The 26,330-nt window shown below is 63.6% G+C and carries 18 protein-coding genes; 17 read left to right on the top strand and 1 reads right to left on the bottom strand.

The genetic code is table 11. From position 1 onward, the window contains the following. The first annotated feature begins 54 nt into the window (after window positions 1-54). The 3 genes from FBX99_RS17460 (at window position 55) to FBX99_RS17450 (ending at window position 2,615) form a co-directional block, all read left to right on the top strand. On the top strand, window positions 55-1,488 hold the full coding sequence (locus tag FBX99_RS17460) for a PLP-dependent aminotransferase family protein (protein ID WP_144931137.1): 1,434 nt from the start codon (window positions 55-57) through the stop codon (window positions 1,486-1,488). A 119-nt stretch (window positions 1,489-1,607) separates the two neighbouring features. Next, on the top strand, window positions 1,608-1,901 hold the full coding sequence (locus FBX99_RS17455; RefSeq protein WP_041021156.1) for an antibiotic biosynthesis monooxygenase family protein: 294 nt from the start codon (window positions 1,608-1,610) through the stop codon (window positions 1,899-1,901). A gap of 309 nt (window positions 1,902-2,210) precedes the next feature. After that, window positions 2,211-2,615 carry a cupin domain-containing protein gene (locus tag FBX99_RS17450; protein WP_144931136.1) on the top strand — a complete coding sequence of 135 codons (405 nt, stop codon included), beginning with the start codon at window positions 2,211-2,213 and terminating at the stop codon, window positions 2,613-2,615. Window positions 2,616-2,798: 183 nt separating this feature from the next. Here the strand turns inward: FBX99_RS17450 and FBX99_RS17440 are convergent, their stop codons facing one another. Further along, a complete protein-coding gene (locus FBX99_RS17440) occupies window positions 2,799-7,667 on the bottom strand; it encodes an NAD-glutamate dehydrogenase (protein ID WP_145132318.1) in 4,869 nt (1,622 codons plus the stop codon). 417 nt (window positions 7,668-8,084) lie between these two features. Here FBX99_RS17440 and FBX99_RS17435 point away from each other — a divergent pair, with 417 nt between their 5' ends. The 14 genes from FBX99_RS17435 to FBX99_RS17370 all read left to right on the top strand — a co-directional run bounded on the left by FBX99_RS17435 (window position 8,085) and on the right by FBX99_RS17370 (window position 26,302). Then, the gene (locus tag FBX99_RS17435) at window positions 8,085-8,438 is read left to right on the top strand and encodes a hypothetical protein (protein WP_144931132.1); all 354 of its coding nucleotides are present in this window, start codon (window positions 8,085-8,087) and stop codon (window positions 8,436-8,438) included. Window positions 8,439-8,832: 394 nt separating this feature from the next. After that, on the top strand, window positions 8,833-9,858 hold the full coding sequence (locus FBX99_RS17430; protein ID WP_144931130.1) for a LacI family DNA-binding transcriptional regulator: 1,026 nt from the start codon (window positions 8,833-8,835) through the stop codon (window positions 9,856-9,858). A 65-nt stretch (window positions 9,859-9,923) separates the two neighbouring features. Further along, window positions 9,924-10,706 carry a sugar phosphate isomerase/epimerase gene (locus tag FBX99_RS17425; protein WP_144931128.1) on the top strand — a complete coding sequence of 261 codons (783 nt, stop codon included), beginning with the start codon at window positions 9,924-9,926 and terminating at the stop codon, window positions 10,704-10,706. Continuing rightward, on the top strand, window positions 10,699-11,715 hold the full coding sequence (locus FBX99_RS17420; RefSeq protein WP_144931126.1) for a sugar kinase: 1,017 nt from the start codon (window positions 10,699-10,701) through the stop codon (window positions 11,713-11,715). Before FBX99_RS17425 ends, FBX99_RS17420 begins: the two co-directional genes overlap by 8 nt. 56 nt (window positions 11,716-11,771) lie before the next feature. Beyond that, window positions 11,772-13,070 (top strand): MFS transporter, encoded by a 1,299-nt coding sequence (locus FBX99_RS17415; RefSeq protein WP_145132316.1) that lies wholly within the window; start codon window positions 11,772-11,774, stop codon window positions 13,068-13,070. A gap of 15 nt (window positions 13,071-13,085) precedes the next feature. Next, window positions 13,086-14,063, top strand: coding sequence for a D-glycerate dehydrogenase (locus FBX99_RS17410; protein WP_145132313.1), 978 nt, complete (start codon window positions 13,086-13,088; stop codon window positions 14,061-14,063). Between the two features lie 313 nt (window positions 14,064-14,376). After that, on the top strand, window positions 14,377-15,336 hold the full coding sequence (locus FBX99_RS17405) for a MoxR family ATPase (protein WP_024779683.1): 960 nt from the start codon (window positions 14,377-14,379) through the stop codon (window positions 15,334-15,336). 9 nt (window positions 15,337-15,345) lie between these two features. Then, window positions 15,346-16,290 (top strand): DUF58 domain-containing protein, encoded by a 945-nt coding sequence (locus tag FBX99_RS17400; protein ID WP_144931118.1) that lies wholly within the window; start codon window positions 15,346-15,348, stop codon window positions 16,288-16,290. Beyond that, complete coding sequence (locus FBX99_RS17395; protein ID WP_144931116.1) at window positions 16,287-16,781, top strand: DUF4381 domain-containing protein; 495 nt, start codon at window positions 16,287-16,289, stop codon at window positions 16,779-16,781. The genes FBX99_RS17400 and FBX99_RS17395 overlap by 4 nt, the downstream gene beginning before the upstream one ends. Continuing rightward, window positions 16,774-17,853 (top strand): VWA domain-containing protein, encoded by a 1,080-nt coding sequence (locus FBX99_RS17390; RefSeq protein ID WP_145132310.1) that lies wholly within the window; start codon window positions 16,774-16,776, stop codon window positions 17,851-17,853. Before FBX99_RS17395 ends, FBX99_RS17390 begins: the two co-directional genes overlap by 8 nt. Continuing rightward, window positions 17,850-19,583: a VWA domain-containing protein gene (locus FBX99_RS17385; protein ID WP_144931111.1), complete on the top strand. Its 1,734-nt coding sequence runs from the start codon at window positions 17,850-17,852 to the stop codon at window positions 19,581-19,583. The genes FBX99_RS17390 and FBX99_RS17385 overlap by 4 nt, the downstream gene beginning before the upstream one ends. Continuing rightward, complete coding sequence (locus FBX99_RS17380) at window positions 19,580-21,217, top strand: BatD family protein (protein ID WP_145132308.1); 1,638 nt, start codon at window positions 19,580-19,582, stop codon at window positions 21,215-21,217. Before FBX99_RS17385 ends, FBX99_RS17380 begins: the two co-directional genes overlap by 4 nt. Before the next feature lie 202 nt (window positions 21,218-21,419). After that, on the top strand, window positions 21,420-22,664 hold the full coding sequence (locus FBX99_RS17375) for an exonuclease SbcCD subunit D C-terminal domain-containing protein (protein ID WP_145132306.1): 1,245 nt from the start codon (window positions 21,420-21,422) through the stop codon (window positions 22,662-22,664). Next, window positions 22,661-26,302: an AAA family ATPase gene (locus tag FBX99_RS17370; protein WP_145132304.1), complete on the top strand. Its 3,642-nt coding sequence runs from the start codon at window positions 22,661-22,663 to the stop codon at window positions 26,300-26,302. The genes FBX99_RS17375 and FBX99_RS17370 overlap by 4 nt, the downstream gene beginning before the upstream one ends. Window positions 26,303-26,330: the final 28 nt, after the last annotated feature.

Genomic DNA, 26,330 nt, shown 5'->3' with positions numbered 1-26,330 from the left:
GTAATCTTGCAGCTTTGACGCTGTCATCAGGCGATAGTCCAGGAGCCCGCGGGTATGGAACTTCATGTCGTCATCAACGGCCGCAAGGACCTGACAAGTCAGTTGTATCAACAGTTGCGCAGCGCTATCGAAAGCGGTCGCCTGGCGGCGGGCACACAGCTGCCACCCAGTCGCCTGCTCGCTGAACAGTTAGGCGTTTCGCGCAAGACCGTTTCCGACACCTACGCCCAACTGACCTACGAGAACTTCCTGACCGGCATCGTCGGCAAGGGCACCTACGTCAATGCGCGGCCGGCCAGGGTCACGCGCAAACAAAACCACCGCGAGCTGGCCGGGGCCGACGTCGTCGAGGCCTGGCGCAGCATGCCGGACCTGCTGCGTCATCCGACGCCCGAAAGCGCATTGCGTTACGACTTCATCGGCGGCGCCACCGGCAAAGGGCAGTTTCCCCTGGACGATTGGCGTCGCTGCACCGCCCATGCCCTGCGGCAGATCGCCAATGCCAAGGGTTTCTATAGCCAACCCGGGGGCCTGCCGGCACTGCGCAATGCCATAGCCCGGCACATCGCATTTTCCCGAGGGGTCAACTGTCAGGACGATGACGTGGTGGTGTGCAACGGTGCGCAACAGGCCCTGGACCTGATCTCACGGGTATTGACCCGGCCCGGCAGCCTGGTGGCAATGGAAGACCCGGGGTATCCACCGGCGCGATTGCTGTTCGGCTCCCACGGTGCCACGGTGGTCGGAGTGCCGGTGGATGACCAGGGCATGCGGGTGGACCTGATCCCGGACGGCACGCGGCTGATCTATGTCACGCCGTCCCACCAGTTCCCCCTGGGCATGCCCCTGAGCCAGACCCGGCGCGAGGCTCTGCTGGCGCGGGCCTATGAGCTCGGCGCGATCATCATCGAAGACGATTACGACAGCGAATTCCGTTACGAGGGCCGGCCCGCCGACTCGCTGCAGAGCATGGACGAACGGGGTATCGTGGCGTACGTCGGGACGTTCTCCAAGACCCTGCTACCGGAGTTGCGGCTCGGCTACGCCATCCTGCCGCCGGCGATTCTCGAGGCGGTGATCCTGGCCAAGCGCCTCACCGACCAGCACACCTCCACCCTGCCCCAATGGGCGCTGGCCAAGTTCATTGCCGAAGGCTGCCTGCTCAAGCACATCCGTCGCTGCCATGCCTTGTATGCCGGACGTCGCGAGCGGATCCTGGCGCGCATGGCCGGGGACCTGTCGCCCTGGTTCGAAGCCGTGCCCACCACCGCGGGTTTCCACCTGGCGGTATTGTGCAAAGTACCCATCGATCTGCCGCTGGTGATCGAGCTGGCGAAAAAAGTCGAGGTCGGGCTGTACAGCCTTGAAGGTTTTTTCAACGAAGAGCCACCACGACCGGGGCTGTTCTTCGGTTTTGGTGCCATTGAAGTCTTGGACATCGACATCGCCCTGGATCGCTTGCGGGACATCCTGCAGCAGGTCGCCTGAGGGATTGGACTGCCCGCTTATCCGCCGATTGGCTGTTTGAGGTTCGCCCGTGCAGGCCTATCCTGCATGGGTGTCGTTGATTGTGAACACCCGTCCGACTTGATTCAGGAGCCTGAACAATGTCTCGCCAAGTGATCAATACCGTCCAGGTGCAAGCCGCCGCCGGTCGCTCGGAAGAACTGGGCCGACAGTTGCAGCAAATCGTCGAGACCCTGCGCACCCAGCCCGGCTGCGACGCCTACATGGTCGACCGCTGTCCGGTGGATGGCGACCGCTGGACTGTCAGTGCCCGCTGGCAATCGGAAGCGGCCATGCAGGCTCACTTCAACTGCCCCGAAGTGCAGGGTTTTATCGGCCTGATCGACAACCGCCTGGCCCGAAGCGTGGATTTCAACAGCTTCCCGATTGTCTGAACGGCCCACGCTCCCGAGCCGGCCCCCATGTGGCGAGGGGATTTAGCGAAACGTCGCACCGCCCCGCTCGAGTGCGCAGCACTCGCCAGATAGGCGCCGTCACGAATATCTTGGGGCCGCTGCGCAGCCCGACGGGGATAAATCCCCTCGCCACAGGGTTACGGTCCAGTCAGTTGCAAATCCGTAATAGGCCAATTGGTCTACCGACCTTCCGAAAGATTGGACGTTTGCTTGCCCCGCCAGCACGCATAGGGTGGATCCATCGCCGCGACAACGCGGATCCACTCAAAACCCACGAAGGCCATTGCCATGAAAACCCTCTCCCTGATCGCCGCCCTCAGCCTGCTACCCGTCGCCCAGGTCTACGCCCACGAAACCGCGCCTTCGGAGAAGGTCCAGGTGTTGCAGGAAAAGATGCTGAAAAACCTGCCGGGCAAGAAAGCCATGATGCTGACCGTCGACTACGCCCCAGGCCAGTCGTCCATCGCCCACAAACACGAGGGCACGGCCATGGCCTACGTGCTCGAAGGCGCCATTACCTCCCAGGTCAAAGGCGAACCGGCGATCACCTACAAGGCCGGGGAGTTCTGGTACGAAGCAGCGGGATCCGAGCACCTGGTCTCGAAAAACGCCAGTGCAACCGAGCCGGCGAAGCTGCTGGTGTTCATGGTGATGGGTGAGAAGGAGGCGGTCTTGATCCCGCTGAAAAACTAACCAACGCCGCAAGCCCTTGTGGGAGCGGGCTTGCTCGCGAAGGCGACGGCACATCCGACATCAATGCAAGCTGGCCCGCCGCCTTCGCGAGCAAGCCCGCTCCCACAGGATTGAAGGGCGACACAAAACCCACAAAAAAAGCCCCGCATCTCTCAATGCGGGGCTTTTTCATTCAACGCCGGATCAGTTGGCCGGTACGACCATCTGACCTGCCAACGCCAGGTCCAGCAGTTCGCGGTTGGCAACCGCGTACATGGCGTAGTCCGTGGCGCTGGCGGCACGGATGTCTACCAGCATGGCGCGCCAGCGCTCGACCATGTCCTGCTGCTGTTCCAGCCACAGTGCCAGGCGCGTTTCCACGTCCTGAGTGCCGTCGCCTTGTTGCAGGACCGAGATGGTGATCGCCCGCTGTTGCCAGTCGACGTCATCGCGGAACGCTTCGCGAGCCAGGGCTTGCCAGTTGTTTTCCACCGGCAAGGCACTGATTTGCTGCAGGTACCAGGTGATGTCCAGGGCGCTGCCCACGGCGAAGTAGGCCTTGGCCACATCGGCGGCGTCCTGGCCGGTGACGTCGGACGCCTCGATGATCGGCAGCAAGGTGTACAGGTGCGTGGTACCGGCAACCATACGCGCCAGCAGCTCCGGCACACCGGCAGCCACGTAGGCCTGGTAGCGGGTCTGCCAGCCTTCGCGGGTCGGGCCTTCCAGCAATTCGTCGAGCTTGAGGCCCAACGCCGCCAGGTGCGGACCGAAGTGAGCCACATCGCGGGCAGCGTTCTGCTCGTTACGGCGGCTGCGCAGGAACCAGCGGGTCGCACGACGGCCCAGGCGCATCAGCTCATCCATCAGCTCCAGTTGCACGTCGGCCGACACCTGGTGGTCCAGGGCTTCGATCTGACGGAACCAATGTGGGAGATGGAAGATGTCCCGCACGATCACATACGCGCCAGCCACGTTCGCCGGGCTCATGCCCGTGGACTCCTTCAGCCGTTGGACGAAGGTGATGCCCATGTGGTTGACCAGGTCGTTGGCGATCTGGGTGCTGACGATCTCGCGCTTCAGGCGATGGCGACGCATGGCTTCGGAGAACTTGTTCACCAGCGTTGCCGGGAACGCGGTCTCCATATCCCGGGTCAGGTAATCGTCGTCTGGTACCAGGGAGTTGAGCAGCGCTTCCTTGAGGTCGATCTTGCTGTAGGAGATCAGCACCGACAGTTCGGCACGGGTCAAGCCATGGCCTGCCGCGACACGTTCGGCCAGCTGTTCTTCGGTCGGCAGGAACTCGATGGCGCGGTCCAGCTTGCCACGCACTTCCAGATCGTTCATCAGGCGCTTGTATTCGGCGATCCGCACGAATGCGCGACGGGCCGCCAGGGACAAGGCCTGGGTCTGCTTGTAGTTGTTGCCCAACACCAGGCCACCGACTTCGTCGGTCATGCTCGCCAGCAACTGGTTACGTTGCTTGTCGGTCATGTCGCCGGCCTGCACCACTTCGTTGAGCAGGATCTTGATGTTCACTTCATGGTCGGAGCAGTCCACGCCGCCCGCGTTGTCGATGAAGTCGGTGTTGGTGGCGCCGCCATGCAGGCCGAACTCGACACGGCCCAACTGGGTCATACCCAGGTTGCCGCCCTCGCCCACCACCTTGCAACGCAGTTCGTTACCGTTCACGCGCAGCGCATCGTTGGCCTTGTCGCCGACATCGGCGTGGCTTTCGGTGCTGGCCTTGACGTAGGTGCCGATACCGCCGTTCCACAACAGGTCCACCGGTGCCTTGAGCAAGGCGTTCAGCAGTTCGGTCGGGGTCAGTTTGTCGGCCTTGATGTCGAAACGCGCCTGCATCTGTGGGGTGATGGCGATGCTCTTCGCACTGCGCGAGAAGATGCCGCCGCCTTCGGACATGATGCTGGTGTCGTAGTCGGTCCAGGCCGAACGCGGCAGGTCGAACAGACGCTTGCGCTCGGCGAAGCTGCTGGCAGGTTCCGGGTTCGGGTCGATGAAGATGTGCAGGTGGTTGAACGCTGCGACCAGTTGCAGCTTGTCGGACATCAACAAGCCGTTGCCGAACACGTCGCCGGCCATGTCGCCCACGCCGACCACGGTGATGCTGTCTTCCTGGACATTGATGCCGCGCTCACGGAAGTGGCGCTGCACGCCGACCCACGCGCCCTTGGCGGTGATGCCCATTTTCTTGTGGTCATAGCCGGCCGAGCCGCCGGAGGCGAAGGCGTCGCCCAGCCAGAAGCCGTAGTCGATGGCAATGCCGTTGGCAATGTCGGAGAAGGTCGCGGTGCCTTTGTCGGCAGCCACCACCAGGTACGGGTCATCGTCGTCATGCCGCACGACGTTGGCCGGCGGCACCAGGGCGCCATCCTTGAGGTTGTCGGTGATGTCCAGCAGGCCGGAGATGAAGATGCGGTAGCAGGCGATGCCCTCGGCCGCGATCTCGTCCCGGCTGCCGCCCAGTGGCAGGCGACGGGGCAGGAAACCACCCTTGGCACCGACTGGTACGATCACCGAGTTCTTCACTTGCTGGGCTTTTACCAGGCCCAGGACTTCGGTGCGGTAGTCTTCTTCACGGTCGGACCAGCGCAAGCCGCCACGGGCAACGTTGCCGAAGCGCAGGTGCACGCCTTCGACCCGTGGCGAGTAGACGAAGATCTCGAACTTGGGCACCGGCTTCGGCAGTTCCGGAATCAGGTGCGGGTTGAACTTGAAGCTGAAGTAGGACTTGTTCTGGCCGTGGGCGTCGGTTTGGTAGAAGTTGGTCCGCAGGGTGGCCTTGATCAGGTCCAGGTAGCGACGCAGGATGCGGTCTTCGTTGAGCACCTGGACGTCGTCCAGTGCCGTGAGGATCGCCTGCTCCAGACGCAGTTGCTTGTCTTCCAGGTCCTCGCCGGAAAGCTTGCGGGCCAGGTAGAAGCGGGTCTTGAACAACCGGGTCAGCTCGCGAGCGATGTCGGTGTGGTTGTTCAGGGTGCTGGCGATGTAACCCAGGTCGAAGCCCAGGCGGATCTGCTTGAGATAGCGGGCGTAGGCGCGCAGCAGCGCCACGTCGCGCCACGGCAGGCCAGCGGTCAGCACCAGGCGGTTGAACGCATCGTTCTCGGCATCGCCGCTGACGATGTGGACGAAGGCGTCCTGCAGGGTGTCGTTGAGCTGCTGGATGTCGAGGTTCACCCCTTCGGCGGCGGTGAAGGCGAAGTCGTGGATCCAGAACTCGCGGCCGTTGCTGTGGCGCAGGCGATATGGGAACTCACCCAGCACGCGCAGGCCGAGGTTCTCCAGGATCGGCAGGACATCGGACAGCGCCAGCGGCGTATCGGCGTGATACAGCTTGCAGTGCAGCTCGCGCTGGCCGGACACCTGGCCCAGCGGCTGGTAGAAGCTCATGACCAGCGGATTTTTTTCATTCAGGCTCAGCAGGTGCTGCATGTCCACCACCGCCGAATGCGCGGCGAAACGCTCACGGTAGCCGGCCGGGAAGCCTTTCGGGTAGTCGGCGAGCACGTTGGTGCCCTGGGCTTCGCCGAAGCTCTCGATGACCAGGCTCGCGTAGTCGTCCTGCCAGCTGCGGCAGGCCTGCACAACTTCTTTTTCCAGCAGCAGCGGGTCGATGTCGATGCGGTTCTTCGGGTCCACCCGCAGAATCAACTGCACGCGGGCCAGTACCGATTCGGAGAAGAACGTCCAGAATTCGCAGTCCGAGGCCTTCAGGCGGTCCATCAGCACTTGCTGGATCTTCTGGCGCACTTCGGTGGAGTAGATATCACGAGGCACGTAGGCCAGGCAGTAGCAGAAACGACCGTATGGGTCTTTGCGCAGGAACACGCGGATCTTGTTGCGTTCCTGGATCTGCACGATGGACATCACGGTGCTGAACAGCTCGTCCACCGGAGTCTGGAACAGATCATCGCGAGGCAACACCTCGACCACCTGGGCCAGCTCCTTGCCCAGGTGCGCCTTGGCCTGGAAGCCCGAGCGACGCTCGATCTCGGCAACCTTGCGGCGGATGTACGGAATAACGCGCACACTCTCGCCATACACCGAGGAGGTGTACAGGCCCATGAAGCGGCATTCCTTGATGACCTTGCCGTCAGCGTCGATTTCACGGATCGACACGTAATCCGGGTAAGCCGGACGGTGTACACGGCTCGGGTGTGCAGCCTTGGCGAACGACAACGGCGTCGGTTCACGCAGGTAGTTGACGGCGTAGTCCTCAATGCGCAAGTCATCGGCAGTCAGGCCGGCGCGCAGCAGCTTGGTCAGGCCGAGGAACGACTCGGGGTCGTACTCGATATGGCCGCCATCGGCATCGTCACGGACCACGAACTCTTCATAGCCCAGGAACGTGAAGTGGTTGCCCACCAGCCACTCCAGGAAGGTCTTGATCTCGCTTTTTTCATCGGCATCGATGGCGTAGGCGCTGTTGTCCAGACTGGTGAGGATCTCCTGGACCTTGTCCTTCATCGGCTCGAAGTCGGCCACGGCCACGCGCACTTCGCCCAGTACCTGCTCGAGTTCCTTGCTCAGGACGTTGAGTTCGGCGGCGTTGGCGCAGCGATCGATTTCCAGGTACATCAGCGACTCTTGCAGCACGCCGTCGCCCTGGGTGCCCTTCGGCAGGATTTCCAGCAACTCGCCCTTGCTGCCACGACGCACGCTCAGCACGGTGGTCTGCAGGGTATGAATGCTGTAGCCGCGGCGGTTCAGTTCGGTACGTACCGAATCCACCAGGAACGGCAGGTCGTGGTGCAACACTTCCACTGCGGTGTGGGTCGACTGCCAGCCGTGGCGTTCGTAATCGGGGTTGTAGACGCGAACCTGCGATTGCGCGTGGTCGAAGCGCTCAAGCAGGCGCCAGGCGGACAGGGTGCAGCCGGCGAGGTCGGACAACCGGCGCTGGGTAAGTTCGTCGAGGGAAATGATGCCGAAGAATTGTTCAGCAAACAGCGCCACTTGTGGCAGTGCCTGTTCACTGATGTGCTGCGCCAGTACCGCTTGCAGTTGATGCTGGAAGTCGGCTTTGCTGGCTGCGGTGAAGAACGCCATCTGTGGTACTCCGCTTGGGCTTGTTATTGATGGAAGCGTCGTGCAGCCCCTTTCGGGCTGCCGGCCATCCTGTTCCTGATTCTCGGGCAGAGGAAACAGGACGACAGGTGGGTGAAGCTGGACAAGACCCGCAGGTCACATTCCATTCCCATATCATGGGCATCTGCAGGAAACGCCCATGCAAGTGCGCATCCGTTGCGCAGCTTAACGAGTGCGACAAGGCCCCTGCTTGCAGCGCTGCGACATATTCGGTCATCGGCTAGCTCTGCATCGACAACCCTAGCAGCCTGGGCAGCAATCGGCACCTCACGATGTGAAATCGCGCACGGATCAAGCATGTGGTCGCAGTAAATCCCACAGGCTGGCAAAATCCGCTTCCTCGCACCCGCAAGGCTCATCGAGCCAGGAGCCGTCCCGATGCAAATGACCACCACCCTTCTGATCGCCAACCCGTGCGACGACGAAGAAGACAACATGGCCATGCTGTGCTGCCACAGCCTGCAGGGCGAAATGTTCCTGATGACCCGCTACCCCGATGAAGACGAATTGGAAATCGCCCTTGATGGCGAGCCGTCGACCCTGGACGGGGTGAAAGTCACCCTCGGCCCGACCCTGCTGAAAATCGAAATCTCCGCGGCAGATGCCGATGCGCTCAATGGCGATGACGTGCTGGAAATCAGCCATGACACCGATGAAGCGGATCTGGCGGAGGTGGAACTGACGTTGCAGAACATCCTCCGGGGTGTAGGGACCTACGTCAGGCAGAATTGATTTCAGCGTTTGCACGGCCGCTATCGCGAGCAGGCTCGCTCCCACAAGGGATTAGTGGCGACCGCTATTTCCGATGACACCTCACAACCCTGTGGGAGCGGGCTTGCTCGCGAATTCGGCGTGTCAGCCGACATCATCGCCACTGATCCACCGCTTTCGCGAGCAAGCCCGCTCCCACAAAAAATTTGTGGGAGCCACTATTCCCGGGAACACCTCGACCCCACTGTGGGAGCGAGCCTGCTCGCGATAGCGGTTGCCCAGCCTCCCGGCTCTGGATCGTCACCCACCGTCGGTCGCCCCTCCCGCACAACGACCTTGACGACTTACCGGGTTCTGAGGTTTCCTGAAACCGGTTTCAGCGCCACTAATAAATCCAACAGGCAGGTTTCAATTCGTGAATTCTTTCTCCGCCGCCCAACGCAGCCGGGTGACCATGCTCGACGTCGCCGAACGCGCCGGGGTTTCGAAGGCCAGCGTCTCGCGGTTCATCGGCGAGGACCGCGCCCTGCTCTCCGAGGCCATCGCCCGGCGCATCGAGCAGGCGATCAACGAGCTGGGCTATCGTCCCAACCAGATGGCCCGCGGCCTCAAGCGCGGCCGTACCCGCCTCATCGGCATGCTGGTGGCCGATATCCGCAACCCCTATTCAATTGCAGTGATGCACGGCGTGGAAACCGCCTGCCGCCGCCACGGCTACAGCCTAGTGGTGTGCAATACCGACCGCGACGACGAGCAGGAACGCCAGCACCTGGCCTTGTTGCGCGCCTACAACATCGAAGGGTTGATCGTGAACACCTTGGGTCACCACCGTGACGAACTGTTCGAGCTGCGCAGCGAAATGCCCCTGGTGCTGGTGGATCGCAAGGTCGATCGGCTCGACAGCGACCTGGTGGGCCTGGACAATCCGGCGGCGGTGAGGATGGCGCTCGATCATCTCGAACAACGCGGCTACCGCGACCTGCTGCTGGTGACCGAACCGTTCGACGGCACCAGTTCTCGGATCGAGCGGGTCGACAGCTTCAAGTCGGAGATCGAACGGCGCCCGGCCCTGGCCGGTGCCGTGGTGGAAATCCACGATCAACTGACGTCCCGGATCAAGACCTTTCTCGCCCAGCCGGGCCCTGGCCTCAAGGCGCTGTTCTGCGCCAACGGCATTGCCGCCCTGGGCGTCACCCAAGTGTTGCGCGAACTGGGCTGTCATCTGTTCGACGACGTGGGACTGATCGCCCTCGATGACCTGGACTGGTACCCGTTGGTGGGCAGCGGCATCACCGCCCTGGCCCAACCCACCGCCGAGATCGGCGCCCGTGCCTTCGAATGCCTGCTCAAGCGCCTGCGCGGCGACAACGGGCCGGTGCAAACCCTGGATTTTGCGGCGCGGTTGATTGAGCGTGGGTCGACGCTTGGGCTTTCCGAATGACCGGGGCCCTCAAGCAGAACCTTTTTTTTGAACAAAACTGAAACCGGTTTCAGAGGTGTAGAACAATGAACAAACCGCCCGTTTCCATCAGCCTTTCCAGCTACGGCGCCGACCTGGTGCGCCAGCAAGGCCAAGGCAGTTTCACCACGCTGCTGGCCGCCGCCGGCGCTTCGCGGATCGAATGGCGCGAGGAACTGCTCACCGATGAACAACCCGCCCGATTGGCCGCGGACGCCCAGGCCCAAGGTCTGCAAAGCATTTTTTCATCCCCCCTCGAGCTGTGGCTGGCCGACCGCGCCAAACCCAATCCCACGCTGTTGCCGGCCTTGCAGCGTGCCGAAGCGTTTGGCTCGAAATGGCTGAAAGTCTCGCTCGGGCATTTCACCGAGGCCCACGACCTTGCCAGCCTGGCGGACATCCTCGCCGCCAGTCCGGTGCAGTTGTTGGTAGAGAACGATCAGACGACGCAGGGCGGCCGGATCGAACCCTTCCAACGATTCTTCGCCGCCACCGAGCGGCAAGGATTACCCATCGGCATGACTTTCGACATTGGTAACTGGCAATGGCAGGAGCAATCGGCGGCCACGGCAGCCCGCAAACTCGGACACCATGTGCGGTATGTGCATTGCAAGGCTGTGGCGCGGCGCAACGACGGCAAGTTGATTGCGGTGCCGCCGGCGTTGACCGATCTGCATCTGTGGGAACAACTGTTCAAGCAGATGCCCTCCGGCGTGATGCGCGCCGCCGAGTACCCGCTGCAAGGCGATGACCTGCTGCAGTTGACCACTGAACACGTCATCACCCTTGCCGGCCTCGGACAAGCCCGTCGGGAGTCTGCTCATGCCTGAATTCGATGTCTTGTCGTTCGGCGAAACCATGGCGATGCTGGTGGCCGACCATTGCGGCGACCTCGCCTGCGTCAATCATTTCAGCAAACGTATCGCCGGGGCCGACAGCAACGTCGCCATCGGCCTGGCGCGGCTGGGCTTCAATGTGGCGTGGTTGAGCCGGGTCGGCGCCGATTCCCTGGGACGCTTTGTCGTGCAGACGCTGGAGCGCGAAGGCCTGGATTGTCGCCACGTGGCGGTCGACCCCGCGCACCCCACCGGATTTCAGTTCAAATCCCGTAGCGACGATGGCAGCGACCCGCAGGTGGAGTATTTCCGTCGCGGCTCGGCGGCCAGCCACCTGTCGATCGACGCCATCGCCCCGGCGCTGCTGGGCGCCCGGCACCTGCACGCCACCGGTATCGTGCCCGCGCTGTCGGTCACGGCCCGGGAGATGTCCCTTGAGTTGATGACCCGCATGCGCGAGGCCGGCCGCAGCCTGTCCTTCGACCCCAATCTGCGACCCAGCCTGTGGTCCAGCGAGCCATTGATGATCCGCGAAGTCAATCGCCTCGCCGCCCTCGCCCACTGGGTCTTGCCCGGGCTCGAAGAAGGCCGGTTGCTGACCGGCTTCGACGACCCGGCCGACATCGCCGCCTTCTATCTGGACCAGGGTGCCAACGTTGTAGTGATCAAGCTCGGCGCCCAAGGCGCCTATTTCCGCACGCCGCAAGGCCAGGGCTTCGTGGCTGGCGTGCCGGTGGCCCGGGTGGTGGACACGGTAGGCGCCGGGGACGGGTTCGCCGTCGGCCTGATCAGTGCACTGCTGGAAGGCCGGGACATCACCGAGGCCGTGCAGCGCGCCAATTGGATTGGTAGTCGCGCGGTACAGAGCCGCGGGGACATGGAGGGATTGCCGACTCGAGCCGAGTTATCGACTGAACTCAACGACGCCAATCGCGAGCAAGCTCGCGCCCACATGGGTGCCGTTGAATCTGTAGGAGCGAGCCGGCTCGCGATAAAGGCCTGAAGCACACCGCAAATACACCTGCTGCGACAAAAACAACAAGCTCAGGAGTCAACGACATGCAAACGCTCAACCTCGCCACCCGCCGCTGGTGGTACATCATGCCCATCGTGTTCATCACCTACAGCCTGGCCTACCTGGACCGGGCCAACTATGGATTCGCCGCTGCCTCGGGCATGGCCAAGGACCTGATGATCACCCCGGGACTGTCTTCACTGCTCGGCGCGCTGTTTTTCCTCGGCTACTTTTTCTTCCAGGTGCCGGGGGCGATCTACGCACAGAAACACAGCGTGAAAAAGCTGATCTTCGTCAGCCTGATCCTCTGGGGCTCGCTGGCGACGTTGACCGGCGTGGTGTCCAACGCCTACTGGCTGATCGTGATCCGCTTCATGCTCGGTGTGGTCGAAGCCGCCGTGATGCCGGCCATGCTGGTGTACCTGTGCCACTGGTTCACCCGGGCCGAACGCTCGCGCGCCAATACCTTCCTGATCCTCGGCAACCCGGTGACCATGCTGTGGATGTCGGTAGTGTCGGGTTACCTGGTGCAGCAATTCGACTGGCGTTGGATGTTCATCATCGAAGGCCTGCCGGCAGTACTCTGGGCCTTCATCTGGTGGCGCCTGGCGGACGACCGTCCATCCCAGGCCAAGTGGCTCAGCGCCCAGGAGAAACGGGACCTGGAAAGCGTACTGGCAGCCGAACAAGTCGGCATCAAGGCAGTCAAGAACTACGCCGAGGCCTTCCGCTCGCCCAAGGTCATCATCCTGGCGTTGCAGTTCTTCTGCTGGAGCATCGGCGTCTACGGGTTCGTGCTGTGGCTGCCGTCCATCCTCAAGGCCGGCCTGCAAATGAGCATGGTCGAGGCCGGCTGGCTTTCCTCGTTGCCGTACCTGGCGGCCGTCGTTGCCATGCTCGGCGTGTCCTGGGCTTCGGACAAGGCACAGAAGCGCAAGCGCTTCGTCTGGCCGCCGCTGCTGGTGGCGTCCATCGCGTTCTACGCCTCGTACCTGCTGGGGCCTGAGCATTTCTGGTGGTCCTATAGCCTGCTGGTGATCGCCGGAGCCTGCATGTATGCGCCCTACGGGCCGTTCTTCGCCATCGTTCCGGAAATCCTGCCGGCCAACGTCGCCGGCGGCGCCATGGCGTTGATCAACAGCATGGGCGCGCTGGGCTCCTTCGGTGGCTCGTACCTGGTGGGCTACCTCAATGGCTCCACCGGCTCCCCGGGCATGTCCTTCCTGCTGATGAGTGGCGCGCTGCTGCTGTCGGTGGTGCTGACTCTCGCCCTCAAGCCCGGCGCCAGCGACCGCGCCAACCCTCATTGCGCGACGCCACACCCGGCGCCTGCCCATTCCTGAATCGAGACCCCGCTCATGAAAAAGCACGTGGTGTTGTACAAGGCGCTGTCGGCGCCTCTGATGGACCGTCTGCAAGCGCAGGCCGACGTCACCCTCATCGACCGCCTCGATGCCAAGGGCCTGGCGCAACTGCGCCAAGCCCTGCCCGGCGCCCATGGTCTCTTGGGGGCGAGCCTCAAGCTGGACGCTTCGCTACTGGACCTGGCGCCGAACCTGCAAGCCATCGCCAGCGTCTCAGTGGGGGTCGATAACTACGACATCGACTACCTGACCGAACGCCGGATCCTGCTGAGCAACACCCCGGACGTGCTGACCGAGACCACAGCCGACACCGGGTTCGCGCTGATCCTGGCGACGGCCCGCCGCGTGGTGGAACTGGCCAACCTGGTTCGCGCAGGCGGCTGGCAACAAAGCATCGGCCCCCGGCACTTCGGCACCGACGTCCACGGCAAGACCCTGGGCATCATCGGCATGGGCCGCATTGGCGAAGCCTTGGCACAGCGCGGTCACTTCGGCTTCGGCATGCCGGTGATCTACCACAGCCACTCGCCCAAACCTGCGGTCGAACAGCGCTTCAATGCTCGCTACTGCTCGCTGGAAACACTGTTGCGCGAAGCCGACTTCGTCTGCCTGACCCTGCCATTGACGGCAGAAACCCAAGGCCTGATCGATGCACAAGCGTTTGCGCAGATGCGCCCCGAGACCCTGTTCATCAACATCTCCCGGGGCAAGGTGGTGGACGAAGCGGCACTGATCGACGCCCTGCGCAACGGCCAGATCCGTGGCGCGGGGCTGGACGTGTTCGAACGCGAACCCTTGAACCCGGACTCACCGCTGCTGCACATGGACAACGTGGTGGCAACCCCGCACATGGGTTCGGCCACCCACGAGACCCGAGAGGCCATGGCGCGCTGCGCAGTGGACAACCTGCTGGCGGCATTGGCGGGTGAGCGGCCGATGAATCTGGTGAATTCGGGGGCGTGGAACGGCTGAGTTGTTCTTTTGCCAGCATCGTTGTCATCGCGAGCAGGCTCGCTCCCACAGGACTTGCGGTGAGCCCAATATTTGAGGCTGTTATTAGCTCCATGTGGCGAGGGAGCTTGCTCCCTCGCCACGGGGCAAGTGCGCCTGTCCGGGTGGGATTCATGGCAAGCAAACCCACCCCACAATCTTTCCAAGCCGATCACAATTCACACGGCCAATCAAAATCCCGTTAGTCGCCACCCCCCGCCATGCATTAAAGTAACGCCCCCAGCCCCGGCATTATCCGAATGCCCTGGGCCACCCTTTCCAGGAACCGTCATCGATGGAACATCGTGAAGCGCTGCTTGCGCTGCGAACCTTTCTTTCAACGCAGATCCTCGGCCAGGAAAAACTCATCGAGCGCCTGCTCATCGCCCTGCTCGCTGATGGCCATATGTTGGTGGAGGGCGCGCCGGGCCTGGCCAAAACCAAGGCCATCAAAGAGTTGGCCGAAGGCGTCGAGGCGCAGTTCCACCGCATCCAGTTCACCCCTGACCTGCTGCCCGCCGACATCACCGGCACGGAAATCTACCGCCCGGAAACCGGCAGCTTCGTGTTCCAACAGGGCCCGATCTTCCACAACCTGGTGTTGGCGGACGAAATCAACCGTGCCCCGGCCAAGGTCCAGTCGGCCTTGCTCGAAGCGATGGCCGAGCGGCAGGTCAGCGTCGGACGTAGTACCTATGAGCTGTCGCCGCTGTTCCTGGTCATGGCCACGCAGAACCCGATCGAGCAGGAAGGCACCTATCCGTTGCCCGAAGCCCAGCTCGACCGGTTCCTGATGCACGTCAAGATCGGCTTCCCGGATGCCGCGGTGGAACGCCGCATCCTGCAACAGGCCCGGGGCGAAGCACTGCACGGTGAAACCACGCCGGAGCGGCGGGTGAGCCAGCAGGCGATCTTCTCCGCCCGCAAGGAAATTCTCGGTTTGTACATGGCCGATGCCGTGGAGGAATACCTGGTGCAACTGGTCATGGCGACCCGCACCCCGGCCAAGTTCGACCCGGAGTTGGCCGAGTGGATCGCCTACGGCGCCAGCCCGCGGGGTTCAATTGCCCTGGACCGCTGCGCCCGCGCCCACGCCTGGCTCGCCGGACGGGACTTCGTCAGTCCGGAGGACATCCAGGCCGTGCTGTTCGACGTGTTGCGCCATCGCATCATCCTGTCGTTCGAAGCGGAAGCCGCGGGCATCGATCAGGATCGGGTCGTGCAGCGGATCCTCGACGTCGTCGCTGTCGCTTGAGCATGAGTCATGAATAACCCACTGGCGCCCACACCGGGCATCCGCGTCAGTCTTTCGGAGCTGATCGAGATGCGCCATCGCGTGCGCGAAGTGCAATTGTTCTCGACGCCGGGCCAGCGCAGCCCGCTGATCGGCCTGCACCACTCCAAGCTGCGCGGGCGCGGGGTCGACTTCGATCAGGTGCGGGTCTACCAGGCCGGCGACGATGTGCGCACCATCGACTGGCGCGTCACCGCGCGGACCCAGGAACCCCACACCAAACTGTTCCATGAAGAACGCGAACGGCCGATCTTCATCATGATCGAGCAGAGCCATCGCCTGTTCTTCGGCTCGGGGCAGGTGTTCAAGTCGGTGCTTGCCGCCCAGGCCGCCAGCCTCATCGGCTGGGCCGCGCTGGGGCATAACGACCGGGTGGGCGGGCTGGTGTTCGGCAACAACAGCCATTACGAGGTCAAGCCACGGCGCAGCAAGCAGAGCCTGTTGCAATTGCTCAATCGCCTGGTGCGGGTCAATCAGTCGCTGCACACCGAAAGCGATCCGGACCGCGATTCATTCGGCGTTGCCCTGCGTCGGGGCCGCGAGGTGCTGCGCCCCGGCAGCCTGGTCATTGTCATCTGCGACGAGCGTGCCCTGTCCGACAGCGCCGAGCAGCAGTTGAGCCTGCTGTCCCGGCATTGCGACCTGTTGCTGCTACCGCTGTCGGACCCACTGGACCACGCCCTCCCCGCTGCCGGATTGCTGCGCTTCTCCCAGCGCGGCGCGCAGTTGGAGCTCGACACGTTGAACGTCGAACTGCGCCAGGCCTATCGGGCCCAGGCCGAGGCACGCCAGGCGCGCTGGGAGTGGCTGGCGCAGAAGCTGCGAATCCTGATGCTGCCCCTCAGCACCCAGGGCGACATGGTGGAACAACTGCGCGATTACCTGAATCCCGGCCGCGCGGGGAAAAGCCGATGAGCAGTCTCGATCAGTTGCAGCCACTGATAGCGCCCCCTCCCGTTGGTTTCTGGCCCCCCGCGCCCGGCTGGTGGCTGCTGCTGGTGCTGTTGCCGCTCTTGGGCCTGGGCATGTGGCACCTGCGCCGGTTCCTTCCCGCCAAGCGCACCGCCGCCCGCGCCGAGCAGCCCCTGGACCCGGTGCGCCTGGCCGCCCTGGCCGAACTCGCGCTGCTGCCCAAACCCTATGACGGCGCGCCGGCGGGTGCCTGGCTGCAGCAGCTCAACGGGCTGCTCAAGCGCCTATGCCGCAACCACTATCCCTATAGCCAGAGCCACACCCTCAATGGGCGCAAGTGGCTGGCCTTCCTGGATAACCGCTGCCCGGCGGCCGGCCTGACCCGCTGGATGGTGTTGGTCGAAGGTGCCTACAAACCCGAATGCAAGCTGGATGACAAAGCCATCGCCGGCCTGACCCAAGCCGTTGAAATCTGGATTCGCAAGCATGTTTGAGTTCGCCTGGCCGTGGATCTTTGCTTTGTTGCCGCTGCCCTGGCTGATGCGCCTGGTGTTGCCGGCGGCCGACAGCGGCGAGTCGATGCTCAAGGTCAGTTTCCTGGAGGATCTGGAAGGCCTCGTCGGGCGTCGAGCCCGGACCCACCTGCCAAGCTGGCGGCAACAGGCGCCCTTCATCCTGCTCTGGCTGCTGTTGCTGATTGCCGCCGGCCGCCCGCAATGGCTGGGGGAGCCGCTGCCGATTGCCGCCAGTGGCCGTGACCTGCTGGTGGCGGTGGATGTCTCGGGCTCCATGGACTTTCCCGACATGCAGTGGAAGGACGAAGAAGTCAGCCGCCTGGCGCTGGTCCAGCACATGCTCGGGGACTTTCTCGAAAGCCGCGAAGGCGACCGGGTCGGCTTGATCCTGTTCGGTAGCCAGGCTTATCTGCAGGCGCCGCTGACGTTCGACCGGCGCACGGTACGGCGCTGGCTCGACGAAGCGCGCATCGGCATCGCCGGCAAGAATACCGCCATCGGCGACGCTATCGGCCTGGCCCTCAAGCGCCTGCGTCAGCGCCCGGCCCACAGCCGCGTGCTGATCCTGGTTACCGACGGCGCCAACAACGGTGGCGAGATCGATCCGCTGACCGCCGCCCGGCTGGCTGCCGACGAAGGCGTGAAAATCTACCCCATCGGCATCGGTGCCGATCCGGAACAAAGCGGCACTGCGGGTTTTCTCGGCGTCAATCCGAGCCTGGACCTTGACGAGCCGACACTCAAGGATATCGCCCAGGCCACGGGCGGCCGCTACTTTCGCGCCCAGGACGGCGAGCAATTGCTGGCGATCAAGACCACCCTCGACCAGCTCGAACCGGTGACCCAGCAACCGACCCAGGCCCGGCCCGCCCAGGCGCTCTATCATTGGCCGCTGGCCGTTGCGCTGTTGTTGAGCATGTTACTGGTGGCCCGGGAACGCTGGCCGGACAATCCGTTGCAACGGCTGTTCAGCCAACCGCTGTTCCAACCGGCCCACCACGCCGAATGGCGCCAACGTCTCAAGCGCCTGCGTTTGCGGAGGCGTCGATGAGCGCTCTCTGGCCGCACTGGCTGCGCCCCGCGTTCGTGTTGCTGCTGCCCCTGCTGGGCTGGTTGCTCTGGCAACTGTGGCATCGGCAGAAACGCGTGGGCCGCTGGCAGATGATCCTGCCCCCGGCGTTCCACGCCGTGCTGCTCAGTGGCGGCAGCGGCCGGGAAAGCCGGCTGCCCTGGATCGCCCTGGGCCTGGGCTGGTTGCTGATGGTGCTGGCATTGCTGGGGCCAAGCTGGGCGCGGGTCGAACAGACCAGTCAGAAACCCGCCGACCCGTTGGTGGTGGTGCTGGAACTGACTCCGGAGATGCTCGCCACCGACGTTCCGCCTACGCGCCTGGAGCAGGCTCGGCGCAAGCTGCTGGACCTGTTGCATAACCGCAGCGATGCGCAGACGGCGATCATTGTCTATGCCGGCAGTGCCCATACCCTGGTGCCGCTGTCCGACGACCTGTCCACCAGCGCCAACCTGCTCGAAGCCCTGGCGCCCTCGATCATGCCGCAAAGTGGCCATCGCGCCGATCTGGCGATCAACAAGGCCATGGCCCTGCTGGATCAGGGCGGGCTGGGTCACGGTCGGATCCTGTGGATCGGTTCATCGTTGAACGAGCAGGAACGCCAAGGCATCCACCAGGTGCTTGGAGGTTCCGCCACGCGTTTGTTGATGCTGGGCATCGGCACCCGGGAAGGCGCGCCTGTGGCGCAGAACGACGGCAGTTACCTCAAGGATGACCAGGGTGCGATCCTGCTGCCGCGCCTGGACAGCCCGAGCCTCAAATCCTTCGCCAATGAGTTGGACGGTCGGTATCGCCCGGCGCGCCTGGACGACAGCGACCTGAAAGGCCTGGGTCTGCTGGCTGGCCCGCGCCACCTGCGCAGCGACGGCCAGACCCTGCGCCTGGACACCTGGGCCGACCAGGGCTATTGGTTGCTGCTGCCGCTGTTGCTGCTGGCCGCCTGCGCCGGGCGTCGCGGCTGGTTGTTCTGCCTGCCGTTGCTGTTCGCCTTGCCACAGACCGGCCATGCCTTTGAATTCGAGGACCTGTGGTTGCGCCCCGACCAGCAGGGCTTGCACCTGCTCCAGCAGAAACGCCCGGCCGAGGCGGCCGAGCACTTTGAGGACAGCCAATGGCAAGGGGTCGCCTTGTATGAGGCCGGCGCCTATGGCGAGGCCGCCCGACGCTTTGCCGAAGGCAACGACGCCCGTGCGCATTACAATCGGGGCAACGCGTTGGCCAAGAGTGGCGAACTGGAGGCCGCATTGGATGCGTATGAGCAGGCCCTGGAATTGCAACCGGACCTGCGCCCGGCACAAACCAACAAGGCCCTGGTGGAAAGCCTGTTGAAGGAACAGGCAGCGCCACCGGATGAACCCAAGCCAGCCGAAAACGAGACACCTGGCCCCGCCGAGCAATCGCCAAACGCCGGCACCCCGCCCCAGGCTGCGCAGACCGAATCGGCTCCTGCCGAGGCCACCACGGCGCAGGATGAAAACCAGGCGTCCCAGAAGCCTGCGACGGGAGCCCAGGACGTACCAGGCAGCGAGTTGCCCGACGAACAGATCACCACCCCACCGTTGCGCCCCGCCGCCGGCCAGCGCAACGAAGAAGAACAGCACCAGGCGCTGGAGCAATGGCTGCGCCAGATCCCGGACAATCCGGGAGAATTGCTCAGGCGAAAATTCTGGTATGAACAGCAAAGCCATCAGGCCCAGGGAAAAACCCAATGATCCGCTTCACTGCCCAGCTCCTCGCCTTGCTGTTCTGGATCGGCACCGCCCAGGCTGCGCAGTTGACGGCCAGCGTGGATCGCAGCCGCCTGAACTCCGGGGAGACAGTGGAGCTGACCCTGGAATCCAACGATGCCACGCTGTTCGGCAAGCCTGACCTGAGCCCGCTGCAGCCGCTGTTCGATGTGCGCGGCACCCGCCAGGTCAACCAGTTGACCACCCTGGACGGCGAAAACCGCGCCACTACACGCTGGATTGTCACCCTGCTGCCACGCCAGAGCGGCACCGTGGTCATCCCCGCCGTGCATCTGGGCGAAGTGGCCAGCCAGCCGATTGCCCTGCAAGTGATCGAGAGCGAAACCCGCAATACAGCCGGGGCCCTGGCACCGATATTCATCGAGGCCAGCCTCGACCAGAGCCATGTGTATGTACAGGCCCAGGCGATCCTGACCCTGCGCATCTACCATTCGGTATCGCTGTACGACGACAGCAGCCTCACGCCCCTGCATATTCCCGATGCGCGCACCGAACAGTTGGGCGAATCCCGCACCTATGAAAAAGTCATCAATGACGTGCGTCACGGCGTGATCGAACTGCGTTACGGCATCTATCCGCAACGTAGCGGCGAACTGACGATCCCGGCCCAGACATTCAGCGCCACCCTGGTCGAGCCAGTCGCCCAGGACGCGGCACCGTCGGGGCCAAAGCCCGGCCAGTTGATGCACGTCAGCTCGACACAACTACTGCTGACTGTCGATCCCAAGCCGGCCAGCTACCCGGCCGATGTCCCCTGGCTACCGGCACGCAGCCTGTCCTTGAGCGAGAGCTGGAGCCCGGAACCGACTCACAGCCAGGTCGGCGATTCCCTGACCCGCAGCCTGACCCTTGAAGCCGAAGGCCTCGCCAGTGCCCAACTGCCCCCCCTGCCGGCCACGGAAATCAATGGCCTGCGGCGCTATCCCGACCAGCCGGTGCTGAGCAGTCGCAGCAGCGAACGCGGGCTGGTGGGCAGCCGTGAGGATCGCGAGGCGCTGGTGCCGAACCGCAGCGGCACCATCGAGCTGCCGCCAGTGGAAGTGATCTGGTGGAACACCCTGGAGAATCATCTGGACCGCACCAGCCTCCCGGCGCGAACCCTGCAAGTGGCGAACAACCCGAGTCTGATGGTGGATACGCCAACGGGCACGCCGCAGATCGTGACCACCGTCGACAACGAAACCCTGTGGTACTGGCAATTGAGCTCGTTCCTCCTGGCCTGCACCACACTGCTCGGCTTCGGCCTGTGGTGGCGCGCCCGCTCGCAGCCGGCGATCCTGCGCGCGGCACAGGTCGGACCGAGCCCCCGCACCCTGCTGGACGACCTCAAGCGTACCTGCCTGGCCAACGACCCCCACGCCACCCGCCAGGCACTCGACGCCTGGGCCCGCCAGCAGCCGGAAACCCTGGCCGACATGGCGGCGCGCTTCGTGCCGCTGTCCGACGCCCTGGATGGTCTCAACGGCGCGCTCTACAGCGAAACCGGCCAGCACTGGCAAGGCGAAGACCTGTGGCGCGCCATTCGGGCCATTCCCGCCGCCGAACGCTCCCAGGATCCGTTGGGCGACAGTGGACTACCGCCGCTCTACCCCAAATAACCCCCGGCCTTTGTGGCGAGGGAGCTTGCTCCCGCTGGAGCGCGCAGCGGCCCTGTTCTTGGGGCTGCTGCGCAGCCCAGCGGGAGCAAGCGCCCTCGCCACAGGAAGTTGAACAAGTTCTCTGCCTGGTTTCCCAGTAAACTCTGCACTTTTCCAGCCGCCCTCTTCACCCGCGGCCATCATCTGTTTTCTGGAGTTTGCCTTGCGTCTGTTCCACACCTCTGACTGGCACCTGGGGCAAAACCTGCACGGCCAGGAACGCGATTTCGAGCACGCGTGCTTCCTCGAGTGGCTGCTGCGCCAATTGACCAGCGAGAAGCCCGATGCGCTGCTGATCGCCGGTGATATCTTCGACACGGTCAATCCACCGGTCAAAGCCCAGGAGCGGCTGTACGATTTCATCGTCAGCGCCCACGAACAGCATCCCAACCTGACCATCGTGATGATCGCCGGCAACCACGACTCCGGTTCGCGGATCGAGTTGCCCGCGCCGCTGATGCGACGGCTGCGTACCCACGCCCTCGGCCGAGTGTTGTGGCTGGACGACGGACAACTGGACGTCGAACGCCTGCTGCTGCCGTTGCCCGACGCCAAGGGCAAGACCAGGGCCTGGTGCCTGGCCCTGCCGTTCCTGCGTCCCGCCGAAGTAACCGGCGCGCAACTGGGCGATGACTACCTGCGGGGCATCGGCCAGGTCCACGAATGGCTGATCGCCGCCGCCAACGGCAAGCGCAAGAAGGGTCAGGCATTGATCGCCATCAGCCATGCGCACATGGCCGGCGGTTCGGTATCCGAGGACTCGGAGCGCAGCCTGATCATCGGCAATGCCGAAGCCCTGCCCGCCAGTCTCTTCGGTCCGAGCATCAGTTACGTCGCCCTAGGCCACCTGCACAAGCCGCAAAAGGTCAACGGCGAAGAACGCATTCGCTACAGCGGCTCTCCGATTCCCCTGTCGTTCTCGGAAATCGGTTATCGGCATCAGATCCTCGACGTCACCCTGGACGGCGACACCCTGGTCAAGGTCGAGCCACGACTGATTCCCCGGGCCGTCAACCTGCAGCGCCTGGGCCCGGCGCCGCTGGCCGAGATCCTCGGACAACTCAAGGAACTGCCGGACATCGACCTGCTGGCCGACGTCCAGCGGCAACCCTGGCTGGAAGTGCGGGTGCGTCTCGACGAGCCCCAGCCGGACCTGCGCAACCAGGTGGAAACCGCACTGCAGGGCAAGGCTGTGAGACTGGTGCTGATCGCCGCCGAATACGCCGGCCGCGGCAATGCAACGGGTGCCGATGACGACACAGCCTTGATCGAACTGGATCAACTGAGCCCACAGGAACTGTTCAGCCGGGCCTGGCAGGACGCCTATGGTAACGCAGTGGATGAACAGACCCTCAAGGATTTTGCCGTGTTGCTGCAAGACGTCCAGATGGAGAACGAGCAGCCATGAAAATCCTCGCGATCCGCCTCAAGAACCTCGCCTCCCTGGCAGGTCCTTTCGACATCGACTTCACCGCCGAGCCCCTGGCCAGCACCGGTCTGTTCGCCATTACCGGCCCCACCGGCGCCGGCAAAAGCACCTTGCTCGACGCTCTGTGCCTGGCGTTGTTCGGTACCGTGCCGCGCCTCAACAACACCGGACGCGATGCCAAGGTGCCGGACGCCGACGGTGAAATCGCCACCGGTGACCCGCGCACGTTGTTGCGCCGTGGCACTGGCGAAGGCTACGCGGAGGTGGATTTCCGCGGCATCGACGGGCGCCGTTATCGCGCCCGCTGGGAAGCCAATCGTGCCCGGGAAAAGGCCGGCGGCAAGTTGCAGGCCAGTCGCCAAAGCCTGCGGGACATGGACAATGACCAACTGCTGGCAAGTCAGAAAGGCGAGTACAAGGCTCAGCTCGAAGCGGCGCTGGGCTTGAACTTCGAGCAGTTCACCCGCGCCGTGTTGTTGGCCCAGAGTGAGTTCAGCGCATTCCTCAAGGCCGATGACAACGACCGCAGCGAACTGCTGGAAAAACTCACCGACACCGCCCTGTACACCCGCCTCGGGCGCCGCGCATTCGACAAAGCCAAGCAGGCCAAGGAAAGCCACAAGCAGTTGCAGGACCGGGCCACCGGCGTCACGCCGCTGCCCCCCGAGGCCCGGGCCGAGTTGGACGCGCGCTTCGACGAAGCCCAGCAACAGCTCAAGGCCCAACAGGCACAACTCAAGCAGCTGGAGCTGCAACACACCTGGCTCAAGGACCTGCGCCAGTTGCAGGATGAGCACGCTAGCGCTGCCGAACAACTGCAACAGGCCGAGGCCGACTGGAACGCCCTGGCGGACGAGTGCCTGAAGCTGACCCGCCTGGAGCAACTGGCTCCCCAGCGTCATCAGTTCATTCGCCAGGCGGAACTGAGCCAGCTCCTGGCACCGCTGACGATCCAGATCCAGCAACTCGACCAGCAGCAGATCGACTTGAATGAACAACAGGCGCAACTGGAAAAAGGCCTGGCCGCAGCACAACAGGCACTGGTCGCCGCCCGTCAAGAAAGCACCGCCAACGCGCCGTTGCTGCGCCAGGCCTTTGACCAACAGAACACCCTCGCCCGGCTGATCACGGAAACCAATCAGGCCGCCGAGCGCCAGACGCAGACACAACTGGCCTGCACGGAGGGTCAACGTACCGTCGAGGCCTTGCTCGAACAGCAAAACCAAGTAGCCGCGCGCCTGCAGCGCATCGCCAGCGAGCTTGAGCAAAGCAGCCATCTCGCGCCGCTGAGCGACGCCTGGAAAGCCTACCGTGATCGCCTGCAACAGTTGATGCTGATCGGCAATCGCTTGAACAAGGGCCAGGCTGAACTCGCGGCGCTGCAAGCCAGCGCCACCCGCGCAGCCGAGGAACTGGTGGCCCGTCGGCAAGAGCTCGAAGTGCTGTACAAGGAGGCCGGCGCCGAACCCGAAGCCGTCGCCGAACAGATCCAATTGCTCGGCAATTTGCTGCAAGACAATCGCAAACAACAACGAGCCTTCGAGGACCTCACGCGGTTATGGGCCAGCCTGCAAGAGCTGGACAAACGCGGCGCCGAGCTTGAACAACGCCAGCAACAGGCGCTACAGGAACGCGACCGACTGGTGCGCGAAGGCGGCGAAGCGAAGGCCGAGTTGGCGGTTGCCGAACAGACCCTGAGCGTGACTCGCGAACTGCTGGAGCGCCAACGACTGGCCCGCAGCGAAAGCGTCGAGCAGTTGCGCGCGCAACTGCAGGACGAGCAGCCTTGCCCGGTGTGCGGCAGCGTCGAGCATCCTTATCATCAGCCTGAAGCACTGCTGCAAAGCCTCGGTCGCCACGATGAAAACGAAGAAGCCAACGCGCGTAAAGCCGTCGACCAGCTCAATGAAAAAGTCATCGACCTACGTGCGCAATACAGCGGGGTCATGGCCCAACTCAAGGAGTTGAAACAGCAGCAGGAACAACTGGTGGCCCAGCAACAGGATCTGGCCCCCAGCCTCGAAGCCCACCCGCTGTCCGTGCAACTGCTGGCCCAGGACACCGTCAAGCGCGACGCCTGGCTGGCCCAGCAGAACGCCCAACTGCACCAACGCATTACCCAGGACGAACAACGACAAGCCGTCCTGCTGACTCTGCAACAGGACGCCGCCCGTCTGTCCCAGCATCTGCGCCATGCTGAAACGGCGAGCCAACAGGCATTACAGCACCTGAGCAATCAGCAGCAGGAACTGGACCGGGATCGCCAGCGCCTGGACGACGAACTGAGCCATTTCAGTAACCTGTTGCCGACAGACACTTTGCAAGCCCTGCGCACCGAGCCCGCCGCGACCTTCATGCAGCTCGACCGGCAAATAGCCCAACGCCTGGAGCAGCTGGAACAGCAGCGCGACGAACTCAGCGAACAGCTTCAGCGTCAGCAGACCCTGGAAAAGGAGCAGGATCGCCAACAGACCCGCGTCCAGCAACTGGAATCGGCGCAACAGCAACTCAAGGGCCTGACCGAACAACAACAGACCTGCCAGCAGGCACTCAGACAATTACTCGGTGACCACAGCAGCGCCGAACAATGGCAGCTACAACTCGACCAGGCGCTGGAACAGGCGCGCACCGCCGAGGCGGCGGCCAATCAGCACTTGCACGAATTACGCAACAGCCTGGTGCAACTGGCCGCCGAACTCAAAGCCCGACAGGAGCAGGCACAGTCCCTGGACGCAGAACATCAGGCGCTGGCGGCCGGTATCGCTCAATGGCGTGCGTCCCATCCTGAACTGGACGATGTAGCCCTCGAAGCCTTGCTCGCCTTCGATGAGCAACAGGTCGGCCAACTGCGCCAGCGCTTGCTCAACAGTGAGAAGGCCATCGAACAGGCCCGCGTACTGTTGATCGAGCGGGAACAGCGGCTGCAGAATCATCAGGCCCAGCACAACGGCAACCTGTCTCCTGAACAGCTGGCCGACACCCTCACCCAACTGCAGCAGCAATTTTCCACCAGCGAACAACGTTGCGCCGAACTGCGCGCCGAACAGGCTGAAGACCAGCGCCGCCAAAGCGCCAACCAGGCACTGGCCCTGCAGATCGAGCAGGCCTATGCCGAGTATCAGCGCTGGGCCCGGCTGGATGCGCTGATCGGCTCGGCCACCGGGGACCGCTTCCGTAAACTGGCCCAGGCCTACAACCTCGACTTGCTGGTGCATCACGCCAACGTCCAGTTGCGGCAACTGGTGCGTCGCTACCGGCTCAAGCGCGGCGGCAGCATGCTCGGGCTCCTGGTGCTGGATATGGAAATGGGCGATGAATTGCGTTCGGTGCATTCATTGTCGGGGGGCGAAACCTTCCTGGTCTCCCTCGCCCTGGCGCTGGGCCTGGCCTCGATGGCTTCCAGCACTCTGAGGATCGAGTCGCTGTTCATCGACGAAGGTTTCGGCAGCCTCGACCCCGAGTCGCTGCAACTGGCGATGGACGCCCTCGACGGCTTGCAGGCTCAAGGCCGCAAGGTCGCGGTGATTTCCCATGTGCAGGAAATGCACGAACGGATCCCCGTGCAGATCCAGGTGCATCGCCAGGGGAATGGGTTGAGTACGGTGGAGGTCAAGTAGGACTGCTGAACACCTGTGGACCTTGTGG

The organism is Pseudomonas sp. SJZ074, assembly GCF_007828215.1.
Lineage (GTDB): Bacteria > Pseudomonadota > Gammaproteobacteria > Pseudomonadales > Pseudomonadaceae > Aquipseudomonas.
The sequence above is the reverse complement of the archived record's forward strand: the minus strand, read 5'-3'. Positions and strand labels throughout refer to the sequence as shown.